The organism is Paenibacillus oralis (assembly GCF_003863965.1).
GTDB classification, from domain to species: Bacteria; Bacillota; Bacilli; order Paenibacillales; family Paenibacillaceae; genus Fontibacillus; species Fontibacillus oralis.
In genome coordinates this window covers 1,418,097-1,433,747 of sequence record NZ_RRCN01000001.1, presented here as the reverse complement: position 1 = coordinate 1,433,747, position 15,651 = coordinate 1,418,097, and the positions used below count along the sequence as shown (strand labels likewise).

Here is a 15,651-nt window from a genome sequence, read left to right as displayed (position 1 = left end):
GCTTGATTTCATATTGGAGCCAATCTACGAAACAAAGTTGGAAAGCATCTTGTCCTTTGCCGGCTTTCGGGTCCCGGAAGCAGTATGGATCATCAGCATGAGTACGGTGAGCGTAACCGGGAGGACCGATGGAGGATAGACCAAATACACGTCCTGCCAGGCGGGGGCAAACTTGTTCTTGTAATCGTACAGCCCCTTGAAGTTATAGAACTTGTTCCCGTATTTATAAACCCATTTGGCGAAAAGAAGGTCATTTACGTTGGCCAGAGGGGCCATGCCGAGACTGCAAAAATCATAGCGCTGTTCCTGGGCCCACATAAACAGGGAGGCGAACAGCACATCCATGGCGCCGTGCGGACAAGCCTTCGTATACCGCATAAGGTCTACGGTGATCTGGCGGGTCACGGCCGGTTCACGCGAATCCGACAAACACGAGGGCGGATCGCCGCCAAGCGAAGCGAAGGCTTCGTATTCCCCATCCGGACCAATCAATACGGCTACGGGGAACCGCTTGACATACGCCCGGGAAAACGAACCAACGGAGAAGCTTTTCTCCTTCCGCTGGCCGAGCCATTCCTCCGAAATCGCGTGCAGCCGGCTCAGGAACCGATCCTCGAACGGCGGCAGAAGCACCTCAAAGGAAAAGCCGGTCCGCTTCAATTTATTGATCCGGCCGCGCAGCTTCAGCCACGCTTTTCCGTGCAAATGGAACTTCGCCAGGTCGACTTGGGCCTCTTCTCCGATTTTGGCATAGTGGAGCCCGTGCTGCTTGTATAGAGGCAAACAGGAAGACTTGGCCTGATAAAAAGCCGGGATGTGTCCGTGCGCGCGGCAGTGATCCATAAACTGTCCGATCACCCGCGGAATCGCTTCCGGTTTGCCCAGGGGATCGCCCAACGCGATGCTGCGGTTTCCCAAACTGCGGTAGACGATACATGCTTCGTGCTTCGAATCCCAAAACCATTTTTTATCGCCAAGGTAGTATAAGTGCGTGTGCGAGTTGTGTCCGCAGCTATGCAGCAAGCGCTGCAGGCGGCGCTCTTGCGTGACATCGATCAAAGGAACATCTACTCCTAAACTGGTGATTTCTAGGCTGATTAAAGACGTTGATTTGCGTCGAATAGTTTAATCATCGGCCACGTTTCAAATGACCTTATGAGCATACCACTTTTTCCCGCGGAACCGCCACAGAAAAATCACGCCGCGCACGCCCCATTCGCAGCACATCGCCAGCCAGACGCCGATGATGCCGAAGCCCAGCGTGATGCCGAGAACGTATCCCAGCACGACCCGGAACAGCCACATTGTCAGCATCGAGGTTACCGAAGTGAACCGCGAGTCTCCCGCCGCCCGCAGCGCGGAAGGAAGGATGAAGCTGATCGGCCATAGCGGGACCTGGGCGATGTTGCTGATGAGCAGGATCCAGAAAATATCGCCGACGATTTCGGCGGGAGGATCGAACAAACCGACCAGCGGCCGGAAGAACGGCATCAGGATAAGCCCGATTAGCGTCAGGGAAGCGGAGCCGAGCCAAAGGAACGACTTGATGAACTTGCGGGCATCGGCGATACTGCCGCGCCCAATGCACTGCCCGACAACCGTGACGATCGTGAGCGACAAGGCGCCCGCGGGAATTTGAAACACCATGCCCAGCGAACCGCCGATGGCGTTGGTCGCGATCGCATAGGTGCCCAAGCTGACGATAAACACCTGGGTGAGCAGCTTCCCGCCGTTAAAAAACATCTGCTCCGCGGCGAACGGAAGCCCGATGAACATGATTTTGCGCAGCATGGACAACGGTAATTTGAACAGGTCGCGCAGGTGAAGCCGCAGCGATTCCTCCATTTTGAACAAATAATACAAGGCGCAGATTGCGCCCGTATACCGGGCGATATTCACGGAAAAAGCCATCCCGAGCACGCCCATGTGGAGCAGGTTGATGAACACCACATTCAGCAGCACGTACAGCAGATTCATGATCAGCGAGAGGGATAGCGAGGCGCGTGTTTTCCCGATTCCCCGCAGTCCCGCGCATACCGCCTGCACAATTGCCAAGCCCATGTAGGATATGCTGCTGCCGATCAGGTAGACCCGGGCGCTGTCCAGAACGTCGGCGGAGGCGGAGCCGAACAGCAGGCTCATGATGGGATTATGCAGCCCGATCAGGAGCAGGCCGATGGCCAGAGCCATCAGGGATACCGAGGCGACCGTGCTCGCCGCGGCCTGGGATACCATGCGGTCATTGCCGCTGCCTTTGTATTGGGCCACGACCACCGTTCCCCCGGTGGCCACGGCGACAAAAACATTGATCAGGAACACGTTCAGCGAGTCGACCATGTTGACGGCGCTGACCGCCGCGACGCCCGAGGAACTGATCATCGCGGTATTCACCAGATTAAGGCCGACGATAAAGGCCTGATCCACCAAAATCGGCAAAAACAAGGCGATTACTTGCCGGTAATCCATCGATTCGCCGGATAAAAGTTTGTCTAGTATGCCGCCCTCTTTTTGTAGACGTGCCAGAGCCTGTTTCAAAGGAATCACATTCTTTTCGTGTAATGGAAAAAACTCTTCGGACGAAGAGTTGAACGAATCGCAAGGTTAGCGATAGGGTTGAAGATAACACCACAGGCGATTTCTGTCAATGAAGTCGGATGGATCGCCGAAATTCCCCGCTTTCAACCGATACTTTTAAATGATACCATATAAACAAGGAAGGAAAAGCCATGGGGAGGGATTTTTTTGAAAGCGCTGTTTATCGGAGGAACAGGGACAATCAGTTCGGCGATTACGAGACAGCTCACGGAACAGGGCTGCGAGCTTTACCTTTTGAACCGGGGAACCCGGAACGGGAATTTGCCGGCCGGCGTAAAAGTCATTCAAGCGGATATCAACCATGAGGACGAAGTCAGGGGGCTGCTGGCGGACCAAACCTTTGACGTGGTAGCCGATTTCATCGCTTTTGAGCCGTCTCAGGTGGAACGGGATTATCGTCTGTTTAACGGGAGAACGAAACAATATATGTTTATCAGCTCGGCGTCCGCTTACCAAACTCCGCTGTCGGATTACCGCATCACGGAGGGAACGCCGTTATCGAATCCTTACTGGGCTTACTCCAGGAACAAAATCGCCTGCGAGGAGTATTTGATGAAGCAGTACCGGGAACATGGCTTCCCGGTGACGATCGTCAGGCCAAGCCATACTTATGGCGAGCGGTCCATTCCGCTGGGGGTTCACGGAAGCAAAGGCTCGTGGCAGGTGGCCAAACGCATGCTGGAGAACAAGCCGGTGATCATTCACGGGGACGGCACGTCGCTGTGGACGTTAACCCATAACAGCGATTTCGCCAAAGGGTTTATCGGGCTGATGGGCAATATTCACGCCATCGGCGAGTCGGTGCACATTACCTCGGACGAAAGCGTCACCTGGAATCAAATTTATGAAATTATCGCAGGTGCCCTTGGCGTGAAGCTGCGCGCAGTGCATGTCGCTTCCGAATTTCTGGCCGCCAGCGGTCCCTATGATTTGCGGGGCGCGCTGCTCGGCGACAAGGCCAACACCGTCGTGTTCGACAACGCCAAGCTGAAAAGGCTGGTTCCCGATTTCGTAGCCACGACACGGGCCGATCAGGGCATCAAGCGGACGGTGGAATACATTTTGGCCCATCCTGAGCATCAGCCGGAGGACCCGGAGTTCGACGCCTGGTGCGATAAAGTGATCGGAGCACTGGAGACGGCCGCCAAAGCCGTAAGCGAATAAGGCTTGAAAACATGAAAGCGCCTGATTCATTCAGGCCCCGGGACGCCAGCTTGGCGTCCTTTTTTTTGACCTATAGAATTTATAAAATTTCGGACATGGTAGAGGGCGGTGCGCAGGTAGTGAGGGGAGGAGAAGAGGACCTGGAGGGGGCTAAGGGACACCAGAGCCGTTATTTTCGAAAAAACGGAGGTTTGCAAAAATGTAACGGACACAGATGACCTTATTTACCTCAAATCGGCCTGGACGAACGGGTTTAGAGCGAAATAGGGTCGCCTGTGTCCGTTAGCCTGGGAAATACCCAGGAAATGGGCGGATAAGGTCGCTGGTGTCCGTTAGAGCTTGGGAACCCATCCCTCCAATCCCTCCAATCGCTCCAAAGTAGAAGTCAGAGCCATTAAAGCACGCCGTCAGGCGTTTTTTCTTATTCAGCGTGCCCAGTCCTGGTCCGAAAATAGCGGAACTTTATGAGCGCATAATTCAAACATCTCATTCGAGGCTGAACGTGAGGCGGATCACAGTGCATTTGCACAATACATTTCGTCCCTTTATCAATATTTTTTCCGGCAAGGGCCCTTTATACTGAAAGCGTGTTCAACAAATGCATGGGAGGAAGACAGATGGAAGGACTAACGATCAGTTGGATTGGCGCTTTGGCGGGGCTCGCTATAGCCATCGTTCTGATATTAAGAAAGTTGAATCCGGTTTATGCGTTGTTTTTGGGCGCGATTGTAGGCGCTTTAATTGGTGGAGCCAACCTGGAAGAAACCGTTGGCGTGCTGGTCAGCGGGACGCAAAGCGTGATGGGGACAGTCATCCGGGTGCTCGCGGCCGGCGTGCTGGCCGGGGTGATGATGGAGTCGGGGGCGGCCGAGACGATTGCCCAGGCGATCGTCAGGAAGTTCGGCGGAAGCAAAGCGATTCTGGCGCTGGCGCTCGCGACCATGATCATTACCGCGGTGGGCGTATTTATCCCCGTTGCCGTGCTGATCGTAGCGCCGATCGCCTTGTCGGTCGGGAACAAGATGGGGATCTCCAAGATTGCCCTGCTCCTGGCGTTATCCGGCGGCGGGAAAGCGGGGAACATCATTTCCCCGAACCCGAATGCGATTGCCGCCGCGCGCGGCTTCAACCTGGACTTGAGCCAAGTCATGCTGGCCGGCCTGATTCCGGCGGTCTGCGGCCTGATCGTCACGGTCATCGTCGCTACGCTATTGAAAAATAAAGGAGCCAAAGTGCCAGATGCCGAAGCAGTAGACGAGGCGGTAGACACGTCGAAATATCCCCCGCTGGGCAAAGCGATCGTGGCGCCTTTGGTCGCCGTCGTCCTGCTGATGATCAACCCGATCGGCTCGCTGTCGGGCATCGAGGCGCTCGCGAAGTTTAAAGTGGACGCCATGTACATTTTGCCGATTGCCGGAATCATCGGGATGCTGGCCATGGGCCAAGGTAATAAGATTTTGGAGTACACCGCCTCCGGCTTGAATAAAATGACGGCAACCGTGTTGATCCTGATCGGCGCGGGCGGCATTGCCGGGCTGATCTCCGCTTCGGACCTGTCGACGCAGGTGGTGTCTTTGATTGAAGCTTCGGGGATTTCGGGTACCTTCCTGGCGCCGATTTCCGGCATCCTGATGGCCGCAGCCACGGCATCCACATCGACGGGCGTTATTTTGGCAACAGGTTCGTTCGGACAAGCCATCCTTAATATGGGCACGGCTCCGCTGGCGGCGGCGGTGATGGTCCATACCGGGGCCACCGTGATCGACTCCCTGCCGCAAGGCAACTATTTCCACGTTACGGCGGGAGCGATGAAAATGACGATCAAGCAGCGGATGGGCCTCATTCCTTACGAAGCCATTGTCGGCGGAACGATGGCCATTGCGGCGACGTTGATTTACGGATTTTTGTTCTAAAAGTTCTAAAGTTGGACTTTCCACAATCATAGATGAGGTGAAAGAATGAAAGCGAAAACATTTGTGCTGGCGCCTGATTCGTTCAAAGAGAGCATGACGGCCAAGGAAGTGTGCGATGCGATGGAAAAGGGGCTGCGCAAAGTTTACCCGCACGCCGACTATATCCACGTTCCGATGGCGGACGGCGGCGAAGGCACGGTGCAATCCCTGGTGGACGCCTCCGGAGGGCGGATCTATACGAAGCTGGTAACCGGTCCGCTTGGGGAGCCGGTGACGGCACAGTACGGCATTTTGGGCGACGGAGAGACCGCCGCGATCGAAATGGCCTCGGCCAGCGGGATTCACCATGTGAACAAGGAGACGAAAAATCCGCTCATCACGACCACGTACGGCACCGGCGAATTGATCCGCGAATGCCTCGATCAGGGAATCAAGCGGATTATCATCGGCATTGGCGGCAGCGCGACCAATGACGGCGGTGCGGGCATGGCCGAGGCGCTGGGCGCCCGGTTCCTGGATGCGGACGGCCTCGCACTGCCCCGCGGCGGCGGAGCGTTGGAACGGCTGGAGCGGATCGATATTTCCGCGCTTGATCCAAGGCTGCGGCAGGTGAATCTGATCGTGGCCTGCGACGTGACGAATCCGCTGTGCGGCGAGCATGGCGCGTCCCATGTGTTTGGCCCGCAAAAAGGCGCCACGCCGGAGATGGTGCGGCAGCTCGACGCCGGCCTGGCCCATTATGCGGACATTGCGAAGCGGCAGCTCGGCAAGGACGTGCGCGATATCCCGGGCGCCGGGGCGGCCGGCGGGCTGGGAGCAGGGCTGCTGATTTTTACGCAGGCCGTGCTGCGGAAGGGCATCGAGATCGTTATCGAATACACCGGCCTGAAACAGAAAGTGGCGGCAGCGGATGTGGTGTTTACCGGCGAGGGCGGCATCGACTTTCAGACGAAATTCGGCAAAACCCCTTACGGGGTAGCCAAAGCGGCCAAAGAAGCGGGCAAAAAAGTCATTGCCGTTGCCGGTTACATCGGCGAAGGGATCGAAGCGCTGTACGAGGAGGGCATCGACGCGGTGTTCGGCATCGTTCCGGGCGCGGGCGAATTGGAGAAGCTGCTGGCCGAAGGGCCGCAAAACGTGGAGCGCACCTGCGAAAACATCGCCAGGGTGTTGAAGTTGAGCGAGTAGTTAACAAGGGCGGGCGGATGGATGGAACCCGTCTCCATACAACATGGGAAGCTGAGGGAGAAAGGTCGCGACGTATGCGGCCTTTCTTTTTTCCTTTCCCTTTAGCTGTACAACGACAACAAGCCATGGGTAAGCTCAAACAATTGCAGCACGTTCCGGGGATCTTTGCCGGTCACGGTTTCGATCCGTTTCAGGCGGTACTGGAGTGTGTTGCGGTGGATATTTAATTCGGCGGCCGTCAGGGAAACGCTGCAGTTGTTGTTGATGAAGCTGCGCAGCGTCTCCAGCAAATCGGCTACGTCCTCGAGCTTGCCGACGGCATGCAGGTCGGCGGACAGTTTCACTTGGCTCAGCTTCACCAGAAACGGAACCTGCTCGTAATGGATCGTCCGCACCGGCAGCTTTAAAGCCAGCAATACGCCCATAGCCGACTTCGCCTGCCGGTAGCTCTCCGCGATGCTGCTCTCAAGCTGGCCGACGGAGATCAATACATCGGGTTGTTTTTTTAACAGCTGGCGAATCAGCGGCTCCGTGTCCAATTCGTGCTGCAAGAGAATGAGGCAGGTGTCTTCCTCCAGGGGAAAAGAGGGAAAGGGCCGCAGCAGCTTGGACGCCTCTTCGTCCCATTGGAGATGCTTCAGATAAAGCGCCGCGGTTTTTAGCAGCAGGTCCAGCTTGTAGGCGGCGGCTTCTTTTTTCAGCTTCTGGGTGTACGGTCCTTGCGCGGCAAGCAGCATTTCCAGAAACGCCTTTTTGCGGGTGGCTTCATGCGCCAGGTTTTCCAAAGCGGTTTTCTGCTCGACCAGCAGCGCTACGGTCGTCCTTACGATATTGCAAAAAGGCCGGACCTCGTCCGGATTGCCGCTGATGCCAATGACGCCCACGCGCCGGCCGTCGATGACGATCGGTTCGTTGGTGCCTTTTTTCTCAAACCGTTTGTCCTCCCACACCTCCACCATTTGTCCCGTGGCCAACGCTTTGACGGCGCCTTGGTGAACGGTGCCTACCCTTTCTTTTTTGCCGCTGCCGACGATGATCCCCCGGTCATTCATAATATTGATGTTATAGGGAATATCCATCATCATTTTATCTACGATTTCCTGGGCTTGCTTCTCGGAAAGCTGGAACACTTCGGGGTCCTCCTTCGGAAAAAGAATCCGCCTACAAACATTTTACCCTTTGGCAAAAGAGTATACATCATTTGTGCATTTGCATGAAATGACAAAAGGAGCAAAAAAACCGGTGCTCTCCACCGGTTTCTTAAATTTTCGCATATATTTTCATCAAATCATATGAGGGTCAGTTTGCCGGTGAAGTCCAGTTTGAAGGGAGGCGCTTCGTCGGCATTGGTAATGATTTCATGAATATCGTTCAACTCGCAGACTTTGACTAGTGCGGATTTGCCCAGCTTGGTTTTGTCGAGCACGGCGGCGACTTCGCGGGATCTGGAAATAAACGCCCGCTTCACTTCCGTCTCTTCCAGATTATAATCCGTCGGCCCGTCTTCATTGTTTAAACCGGCAAGGTTTAAGTAAAAACGGTCGAATTTAAATTTCAAAATCGTTTCGATGGCAATCGAGCCCACGTTCGCCATTTCCGAATTGCGCACAAACCCGCCGATCAGATAGACGTTTAGGCTGCTCCGGCACAAAATGGACGCGGCTTGCACGGAAGAGGTAAAGACGGTGACGGACAAATTGGGCCGCGTAATCAGCTCTTTGGCGATTTCTACACAGGTGGTGCCGATATCCATGGCGATAATCTCCCCGTCTTTAATCCGGGAGACCACGTATTTGGCGATTTGTCTTTTTAAATCCAGATTGTGCCCCTCGCGTTGAATGTGTATCGTTTCCGCACTGATTTCCCGCAGCATAACCATGCCGTTGTCACGGATTACCATCCCCTGAGCCTCCAGCTCGCCTATATCCCTTCGGATCGTCGGCAGTGATACGCCCGTCAGCTTGGCCAGTTCTGCGACCGAAAGGGGAGACGTTTCATGCAGCATATTTAGAATATCGCGCTTCCGGTTATAGTTTTTTACTCCCATACTCCAACCTCTTTTTCGAATGAATTTCATTTTTTTTCTGCTGCAATCAAAATCGGGTAAGTAAATGTTTCTAAAAATGATTGCAGAATCATTTTGTGAACATTTATGAATTGATTTTAACCCATCCGCATCTAATTTACCACCCTTTGCGTTCAGCTGTACTTGATGTCTTTGCATGCCGCCAATAAGAATATTGATTACTATATGTTAGATAATGTAACATAAGAAAATCCTTATTGTTAAAAACTTGTTGACATGTCGAAAATTCATTCTATAATGACAATATAACTTTCGAAAAACGATTTTTAATTTTCTAAAAATGATCGAAAGAAAACGAAATGTCGATGAAAAATATGAAATGTCATATAAGATGACACGACCGATGGAAGTCTCGAATTTCCGGCGTTTCTTCACCTCTTGTTACCTATCCAATTCATATATAGGTATGTCAACAAAAGATCATTTTTAAGGAGGGAATCATGGTGTTAAAGAAAAGCTTTTTGTCGGTTTTGGCAGCTGTCTTGGTGATCATTGCGGGATGCGGAGCCGGGACGAATACAACGGGAGCGCCGTCCGGAGAAAACGGAAACGGCGGCAGCGGAAGCGAAGCCGCGGTGTTTTCCACGAGCGAGGAACAGCTCGCGGCATGGAACGAGTTCACCGAAGGGTTAAAAGGGAAGTGGCAGGGCAAGACGCTGAACATCGTTTCGGTATCCGACCCATGGGTCGAATCCATGACCGGATTGATTAAGCAATTCGAGGATTTGACGGGAGCCTCCGTCAATGTCAGCCAGTTCGGATACGATGCCGCGTACTCCCGGGAAATTCTCACCGGAAGCGAGCAGTCCTCCGCCGATGACCTGTTTGTTTATGACGTACCGTGGGTCGGGGCCTTGTCGCAGTACTTGCTTCCGCTGAACGACCGGCTGCAGCAGTCGGCGGTAGTTGTCGATTATGACGACTTCTTCGGCGTAATGCAAAAGGCCAGCACTTGGGAGGATAACTTGCTCGGCATGCCTTTTGCGCCTTACTTTGTGATGCTGGCTTATAATACGCAGCATTTTGAGACGGCCAAGATCGATGGCCCGCCGGCAACGCTCGACGAATATGTCGGCGACATCAAGGCGATCTCCGAAAATAACGATCTGCCCGGCGTGTATGGCGGTGTGCTGAACAACCAGTCCGGCACGGCCGTGGGACAAGCTTATTTCGAATATATTTACAACGCGGGCGGCAAGCCGTTCGAAAGCATGTATCCGGGCTCGGAGGATCCTTACGCCGACATGACGCCGCTGTTCTCTTCCCCGGAAAGCCTAAAGGTAGTCAAAATGTTCAAGGATCTGCTGCCTTACGAGCCGGAAGGCGCGCTGAACATGTCCTGGAACGAGCGGGCATCCACCTTTGCTTCCGGGCGCGCGGCGATGATGCAGCCTTGGGTTACCGACATTGCCCCGCTGTCCGATCCGGAAAAATCGACCGTCACGGAGAGCTATGCGACAGCGCCTGCTCCGACCTCCGAAGGCGTTAAACAGTCCGCGCCCGTTGGCGGGTACTCGATGGGCATCAACCGCTTTTCCGCACAGCAGGATTTGGCTTGGGATTTCCTCGTCTGGTTCACAAGTCCGCAGATGTCTTATCGGTTCGCCGATACGGGCGGCTTTCCGAACCGTTATTCGGTGCTGAACGATGAGACGCTGGCCGGCAAATACGTCTACTATACCACCGAGCGGGAAATCGTGGACACGGCCGAAGCCTTCTTCCGGCCGCAAATTCCGGAGAGCTTCGAAATCATCGACACGCTCGGCACTCATATCGGAGAATACCTTGCAGGAACCGTGGGGCTTGAGGAAGCGATGGCGGCGGCGGATCAGGAAATCGGAGCCATGCTGAAAAAAGCGGGATATACCGTAAACGATTAATATTTGCCTTTTACTAGCGGGGGGGATGGACAGAACCATCCTCCCGTACAGGAGGGGAGTTCAACATGTCTTCACCGCGATCGGCGCAAAGCAAAGAACAACGGATGGTGTCGCGCAGCTTTTTGTATCCGTTGCTGGTGTTTCTTTTTATGGTCACAACCTTTCCCGGTCTGTACTCCTTCTGGATCAGCCTGACCGATATGCAAATCCGCACGAGCGGGTCGGGCCGATTTATCGGCCTGAGCAATTATTTGGAAATTTTAAGTCCCGGTTCACTGTTTCTGAACTCGCTGGGCAAAACGGCGCTGTTCGTCGTGATTGCGCTCCCCCTGCAATTTATTCTGGGGTATGCGGTCGCCAAAATTTTTGCCTTGGCAGGCCACCTGCGGGGAACGGCTTTTCTGCGCACCGTTTATTTGCTGCCGGTCATGATCACGCCTTTATCTGTCGGCTTGTTCTGGAGTTACTTGCTTAATCCGCTGCTCGGACTGGTCAATTACATCTTAAGCATTTTCCACCTTCCGCCGCAAACCTGGCTGGCCACCCCTGGGCAGGCTTTGGCGGCGCTCATCGGGATTTACTTGTGGCAGTGGACGCCGTTTGTTGCCATGCTTGTGCTCGCCGGACTGCTCGGCATTTCCAAGGAGATTTACGAGAGCTCCGAGGTGGACGGCGCTCATTGGTGGAACCGCGTGCTGCAGATCGATCTGCCGCTGCTCAAAAAAGTGTTGTCCGTGGCTGTCATTTTGTCGGTCGTACAAATCATCCAGACCTTTGACCTGGTGTTGGCCACCACGAACGGCGGTCCCGGAACGAGCACGATGGTAAGCGGATTTGCGGTGTACCGCGACGCGTTTAAATATTTTCAGACCGGGAAGGGCGCGGCCGAATCGATCGTCATTATGGCGCTTACCGTCATCCTGAGCCAAATATTCGCAAAATACGTGCTGAAGGAGGACTGACCGGATGAAAACCGTCAAAAACACCCTGCTTCGCATCGTCTGTCTGGGGATTGCCCTGTTCAGCGTGTTCCCGATCTTGTGGGCGATCGGCACTTCATTCAAATCGTACATCCAGACGCAGATGTATCCGCCGATCTGGGTTCCGGATCAACTAAGATGGTCCAACTACGCCAAGCTGTTCGACGGGGCCGGTTCCATTCTGCCCTCCCTGCTTAATTCGCTGATCATCGCGGTGCTGACGACGGTATTCGTAATGCTGCTGGCGATTCCGGCGGCTTACAGCCTGGCCCGCTTTAAAACCGAACGCACGCAGAAGATTCAGTTTTGGATTATCAGTTTGCGCATGATGCCGCCGGTGGCGGCCATGATTCCGCTCTACATTTTGTTCAGCCGGCTTGGCCTGACGAACACCATCTGGGGCATGGTCATCGTGTATACGATGGTGAACGCAACCTTTGCCGTGTGGCTGCTGGCCGTCTTTTTTGAAGGCGTCCCGCGGGAGGTTGAAGAAGCGGCGATGATCGACGGTCTCTCTTATTTCGGCTCGATGATCCGCATCCTGCTGCCCCTGGCGGCAAACGGGGTGTTGGTCATTGCGGCGTTCGTGTTCATCTTCTCCTGGAACGAGCTGGCGTTTGCGCTTGTGCTCACCGGGCAGGGGAGCCAGACGCTGCCGGTCGTTCTGTCGGGATATGCCAGCGACGTATCCGTCCAGTACCAGACGATGGCCGCCACGCAGATCGTCCAAATCATCCCGGTTGCAGTGCTGACGTTCCTGATTCAGCGCAACATTTTGACCGGCCTTTCCTTTGGGGCGGTTAAGGGATAGCCTCTGGACTTGAAAATAAACCTGCAGGAAAGGATGAGAAAACAATGAGCAATGAGAAGAAGCAGACGGTGCTGATTACCGGAGGCAACCGGGGCATCGGACTGGCGATCGGACGGCGGTTCGGCCAAGAAGGGTATCGGGTGGTGATACTTGATCTTCCCGCCGAGCCCGGCGCCGCAGCGGCCGCGTTGACAACGGACACCGGGGGCGCCTACTATTGCTGCGATATCACGAGAAAAGCGCGGGTGGACGAGGTCATCGCGGACGTGCTCGGAACGTTTGGTTTCGTCGACGTGCTGGTCAACAATGCAGGCGTGCTGAAATGGACTTCGTTTATTGATACGACCGAAGAGGAGTTTGATCTTCAGTTTAACGTGAACGTCAAAGGCATCTATTTCGTTTCCCAACCGATTGTGCGCAGCATGATCGCGCGCGGCCGGGGCAATATCATCAACATGGGCTCGATGGGCGGCAAGGACGGCGCAGCGATTCAGACCGTGTACTGCGCCAGCAAAGCGGCCGTGATCCAACTGACCAAAGTGATGGCAAAAGAGCTTGGACCGCACAATATCCGCGTGAACAGCCTTTGCCCGGGCATCATCCAGACGGATATCGGCAACGACGCTCCGATGTCGGCGGACTCTTGGCTCGTAAAAACCCCCTTGGGCCGGCTAGGCGATCCGGAAGATGTGGCGGGCGTCGCTTATTTTCTCGCCTCGGATGACGCCAAATATATGACCGGACAGGCCATTAACGTAACCGGAGGCATGATGACGTTCTGATGGTTTAGGACGGCGGCGTTTCGGACGATTTCGGGCGACAAGGAGGGATGAAAATGGACGTTTTGCTTGGGGTGGATATCGGAACCTATTCGGTTAAGGCGGTAGCCGTGAACGCGCAGGGAGACCTGCTGGATACCGCGGCTTTGCAACACGATGTATCGTTTCCCCGGCCGGGGTATGCTGAACAGGACCCCGAAAGCGTTTGGTGGGAAGGCTTAAGGACCGCCGTCAGGCAGTTAATTGCGCGCGGAACGTTTCAAGTATCGCAGGTGCGGGCATTGGGCGTAAGCACGTTGTCGCCGTGCGTCGCCGCCCTGGACCGGGACAACCGCCCGCTTCGGCCGGCGATTCTGTACGGTATGGACGTTCGCGCCGGCAAGCAGATTCAGCGGCTGAATGAGGAACTGGGCGAAGGATTCGTGCTGGACCGCTTCGGTCAACTGCTCTCTTCGCAGACGGCCGGGCCGAAAATCATGTGGATTCGCGAGGAGCAGCCGGAACTGTTCCGGCAGGCGGCCCGTTTTGTGCCGGCTTCGACCTATCTTGTTCACAAGCTGACGGGCGAGTGGCGGATCGATGCGTATATCGCGCCCAGCTATGCCCCCTTCTTCCGGATGGACACGATGGAATGGGACGATGAAATGATCCGGACTTATTTGGCGGACGACACCGCTTTAAAAGACGGCATCGCGTGGCCGGAGTTGGGCTGGCCGGGGGACCTGGCCGGCGTTCTGACCGCGGAAGCGGCGGCGGCAACCGGGCTTGCGGCCGGCATTCCGGTCGTGATCGGTTCGGCGGACGCGCTCGCCGAGGCGATCTCCGCCGCCGCGCTGACGCCGGGCGATCTGTTCATGATGTACGGCAGCTCGATGTTTTTTATCGCCACGACGCATAAGCCCGTTAACCGTTCCGAAACGTTCTGGCCTTCCCCGGGGCTGGCGGAGGGGGCCTGGGCCGTGGCCGGCGGCATGTCGGCGGCGGGTTCGCTGGTGCGGTGGGTGATGGACTTGGCGTATCCGCCGGGCACACCGTTCGAGACGTTTTTCGCAGCGGCGAAGACGAGTGTTTCCGGCAGCAACGGGTTGGTGATGCTGCCTTATTTCAGCGGCGAGCGCACGCCGCTGGGCGATCCCGACGCCCGGGGAGTCATCGCCGGACTGAGCCTGAAGCATAACGCGGCCGATCTGTCGCGGGCGGCGCTGGAGGCGGTCGCGTACGGCATCCGTCATAACATTGAAGCGTTCGAGGCGATGCTTGGGCCGGTCTCCCTGATCGGGGCCGGAGGCGGCGTGACCGATCCGTTCTGGGCGCAGATCGTGACCGACGTCAGCCGGCGCCCGCAGCGGATTATGCAGAACACGAACGCCGCGATCGGAGATGCGCTGCTCGCGGGGACGGGGGCGGAATTGTTCGGCCATTCGTTTATGAAGGAGCTGGCCCTGCGGATCAGCCATCCGTTGGAGCTGCAGCCGAACCCCGACCTGGCCGAAGTTTATGACGCCCGCTACAAAGTATACAGGGAACTGTATATCAACACCCGGGAGCAGATCGTTGAACTGGGAAAAAGATAGAAAACAGGAGGTACGGGGATGGCAAGAGAAACGCCCCTGCTGATCTTTGATATCGACGGCACGCTCGTTGATTCGAGCCGCATCACGATTCGTACCGTACGCGAAGCGGTAAGCCGCTTTGCTCATTTGCGGCTGCCTTCGGACCGCGAAATTCTCGGTACCTTCGGCCTGTCCGAGGCCGACATGTGGCGGCGGCTGATGCCGGAGGGTACGCTGCAAGAGCGGCTCGGCGGCTCTGCGCTCTATGACGAGCTGATCGTGCAGCGGCTGCATGAAGCGAAGGTGCTGCTGCCGCATGCCGCGGAGGTGCTGGAGGAACTGCGTTCCCGCGGTTACCGGATGACGACCGCCAGCAATTGTGACGCCCCGTATTTAAACGCGGTGCTGGATTCGCAGGACATCCGCCGCTTCTTCCATAATCCGCTTTGTCTAGGATTGGTTGGAGGCACGGTGAAGGCGGATATTTTACAGGTCCATCTGTCGGGAAAACCCGTCCCGCAAGCGTATATGATCGGGGACCGCGCATCCGACATGGAGGCGGCCGCGGCTCACGGAATTCCCGCCGTGGGCTGCGATTTCGGCTTTGGCGGCGCGGAAGAGCTGCGCGGAGCAAGCCGGATCATTTACGCGCTTCCCGAACTGCTGGAGATTTTTCCGGACCTCGGTTAGCGAAACATGTAT

13 protein-coding genes are annotated in these 15,651 nt (G+C 55.7%); 9 read left to right on the top strand and 4 right to left on the bottom strand.

Annotated elements, in window-relative coordinates; all coding sequences use genetic code 11:
- Positions 1-24: 24 nt before the first annotated feature.
- Together EHV15_RS06705 and EHV15_RS06700 are read right to left on the bottom strand one after the other, a co-directional pair.
- Positions 25-1,059: a phosphatidylglycerol lysyltransferase domain-containing protein gene (locus EHV15_RS06705; protein ID WP_178075782.1), complete on the bottom strand. Its 1,035-nt coding sequence runs from the start codon at positions 1,057-1,059 to the stop codon at positions 25-27.
- Positions 1,060-1,143: 84 nt separating this feature from the next.
- Positions 1,144-2,466 (bottom strand): MATE family efflux transporter, encoded by a 1,323-nt coding sequence (locus EHV15_RS06700; RefSeq protein WP_128635225.1) that lies wholly within the window; start codon positions 2,464-2,466, stop codon positions 1,144-1,146.
- 276 nt (positions 2,467-2,742) lie between these two features.
- Here EHV15_RS06700 and EHV15_RS06695 point away from each other — a divergent pair, with 276 nt between their 5' ends.
- From EHV15_RS06695 to EHV15_RS06685, 3 genes are all read left to right on the top strand, one after another.
- Positions 2,743-3,759, top strand: coding sequence for an SDR family oxidoreductase (locus EHV15_RS06695; RefSeq protein ID WP_128630552.1), 1,017 nt, complete (start codon positions 2,743-2,745; stop codon positions 3,757-3,759).
- 617 nt (positions 3,760-4,376) lie between these two features.
- The gene (locus EHV15_RS06690; RefSeq protein ID WP_128630551.1) at positions 4,377-5,672 is read left to right on the top strand and encodes a GntP family permease; all 1,296 of its coding nucleotides are present in this window, start codon (positions 4,377-4,379) and stop codon (positions 5,670-5,672) included.
- Between the two features lie 45 nt (positions 5,673-5,717).
- Complete coding sequence (locus EHV15_RS06685) at positions 5,718-6,860, top strand: glycerate kinase family protein (RefSeq protein ID WP_128630550.1); 1,143 nt, start codon at positions 5,718-5,720, stop codon at positions 6,858-6,860.
- 101 nt (positions 6,861-6,961) lie between these two features.
- Here the strand turns inward: EHV15_RS06685 and EHV15_RS06680 are convergent, their stop codons facing one another.
- Entirely contained in the window at positions 6,962-7,990 is a 1,029-nt protein-coding gene (locus tag EHV15_RS06680; RefSeq protein WP_128630549.1) for a CdaR family transcriptional regulator, read from the bottom strand.
- Positions 7,991-8,148: 158 nt separating this feature from the next.
- On the bottom strand, positions 8,149-8,907 hold the full coding sequence (locus EHV15_RS06675) for a DeoR/GlpR family DNA-binding transcription regulator (protein WP_178075781.1): 759 nt from the start codon (positions 8,905-8,907) through the stop codon (positions 8,149-8,151).
- A 479-nt stretch (positions 8,908-9,386) separates the two neighbouring features.
- On the opposite strand from EHV15_RS06675, the gene EHV15_RS06670 reads away from it, so the two are divergent.
- From EHV15_RS06670 to EHV15_RS06645, 6 genes are all read left to right on the top strand, one after another.
- Positions 9,387-10,826, top strand: a complete 1,440-nt coding sequence (locus EHV15_RS06670; RefSeq protein ID WP_128630547.1) for an extracellular solute-binding protein — start codon at positions 9,387-9,389, stop codon at positions 10,824-10,826.
- A gap of 65 nt (positions 10,827-10,891) precedes the next feature.
- Positions 10,892-11,788, top strand: coding sequence for a carbohydrate ABC transporter permease (locus tag EHV15_RS06665; RefSeq protein ID WP_128630546.1), 897 nt, complete (start codon positions 10,892-10,894; stop codon positions 11,786-11,788).
- A 4-nt stretch (positions 11,789-11,792) separates the two neighbouring features.
- Positions 11,793-12,617 (top strand): carbohydrate ABC transporter permease, encoded by an 825-nt coding sequence (locus tag EHV15_RS06660; protein ID WP_128630545.1) that lies wholly within the window; start codon positions 11,793-11,795, stop codon positions 12,615-12,617.
- A gap of 44 nt (positions 12,618-12,661) precedes the next feature.
- Entirely contained in the window at positions 12,662-13,399 is a 738-nt protein-coding gene (locus EHV15_RS06655) for an SDR family NAD(P)-dependent oxidoreductase (protein WP_128630544.1), read from the top strand.
- 53 nt (positions 13,400-13,452) lie between these two features.
- Positions 13,453-14,970, top strand: a complete 1,518-nt coding sequence (locus tag EHV15_RS06650; RefSeq protein WP_178075780.1) for an FGGY-family carbohydrate kinase — start codon at positions 13,453-13,455, stop codon at positions 14,968-14,970.
- An 18-nt stretch (positions 14,971-14,988) separates the two neighbouring features.
- Positions 14,989-15,639 (top strand): HAD family hydrolase, encoded by a 651-nt coding sequence (locus tag EHV15_RS06645; RefSeq protein WP_128630542.1) that lies wholly within the window; start codon positions 14,989-14,991, stop codon positions 15,637-15,639.
- Positions 15,640-15,651 lie beyond the last annotated feature (12 nt).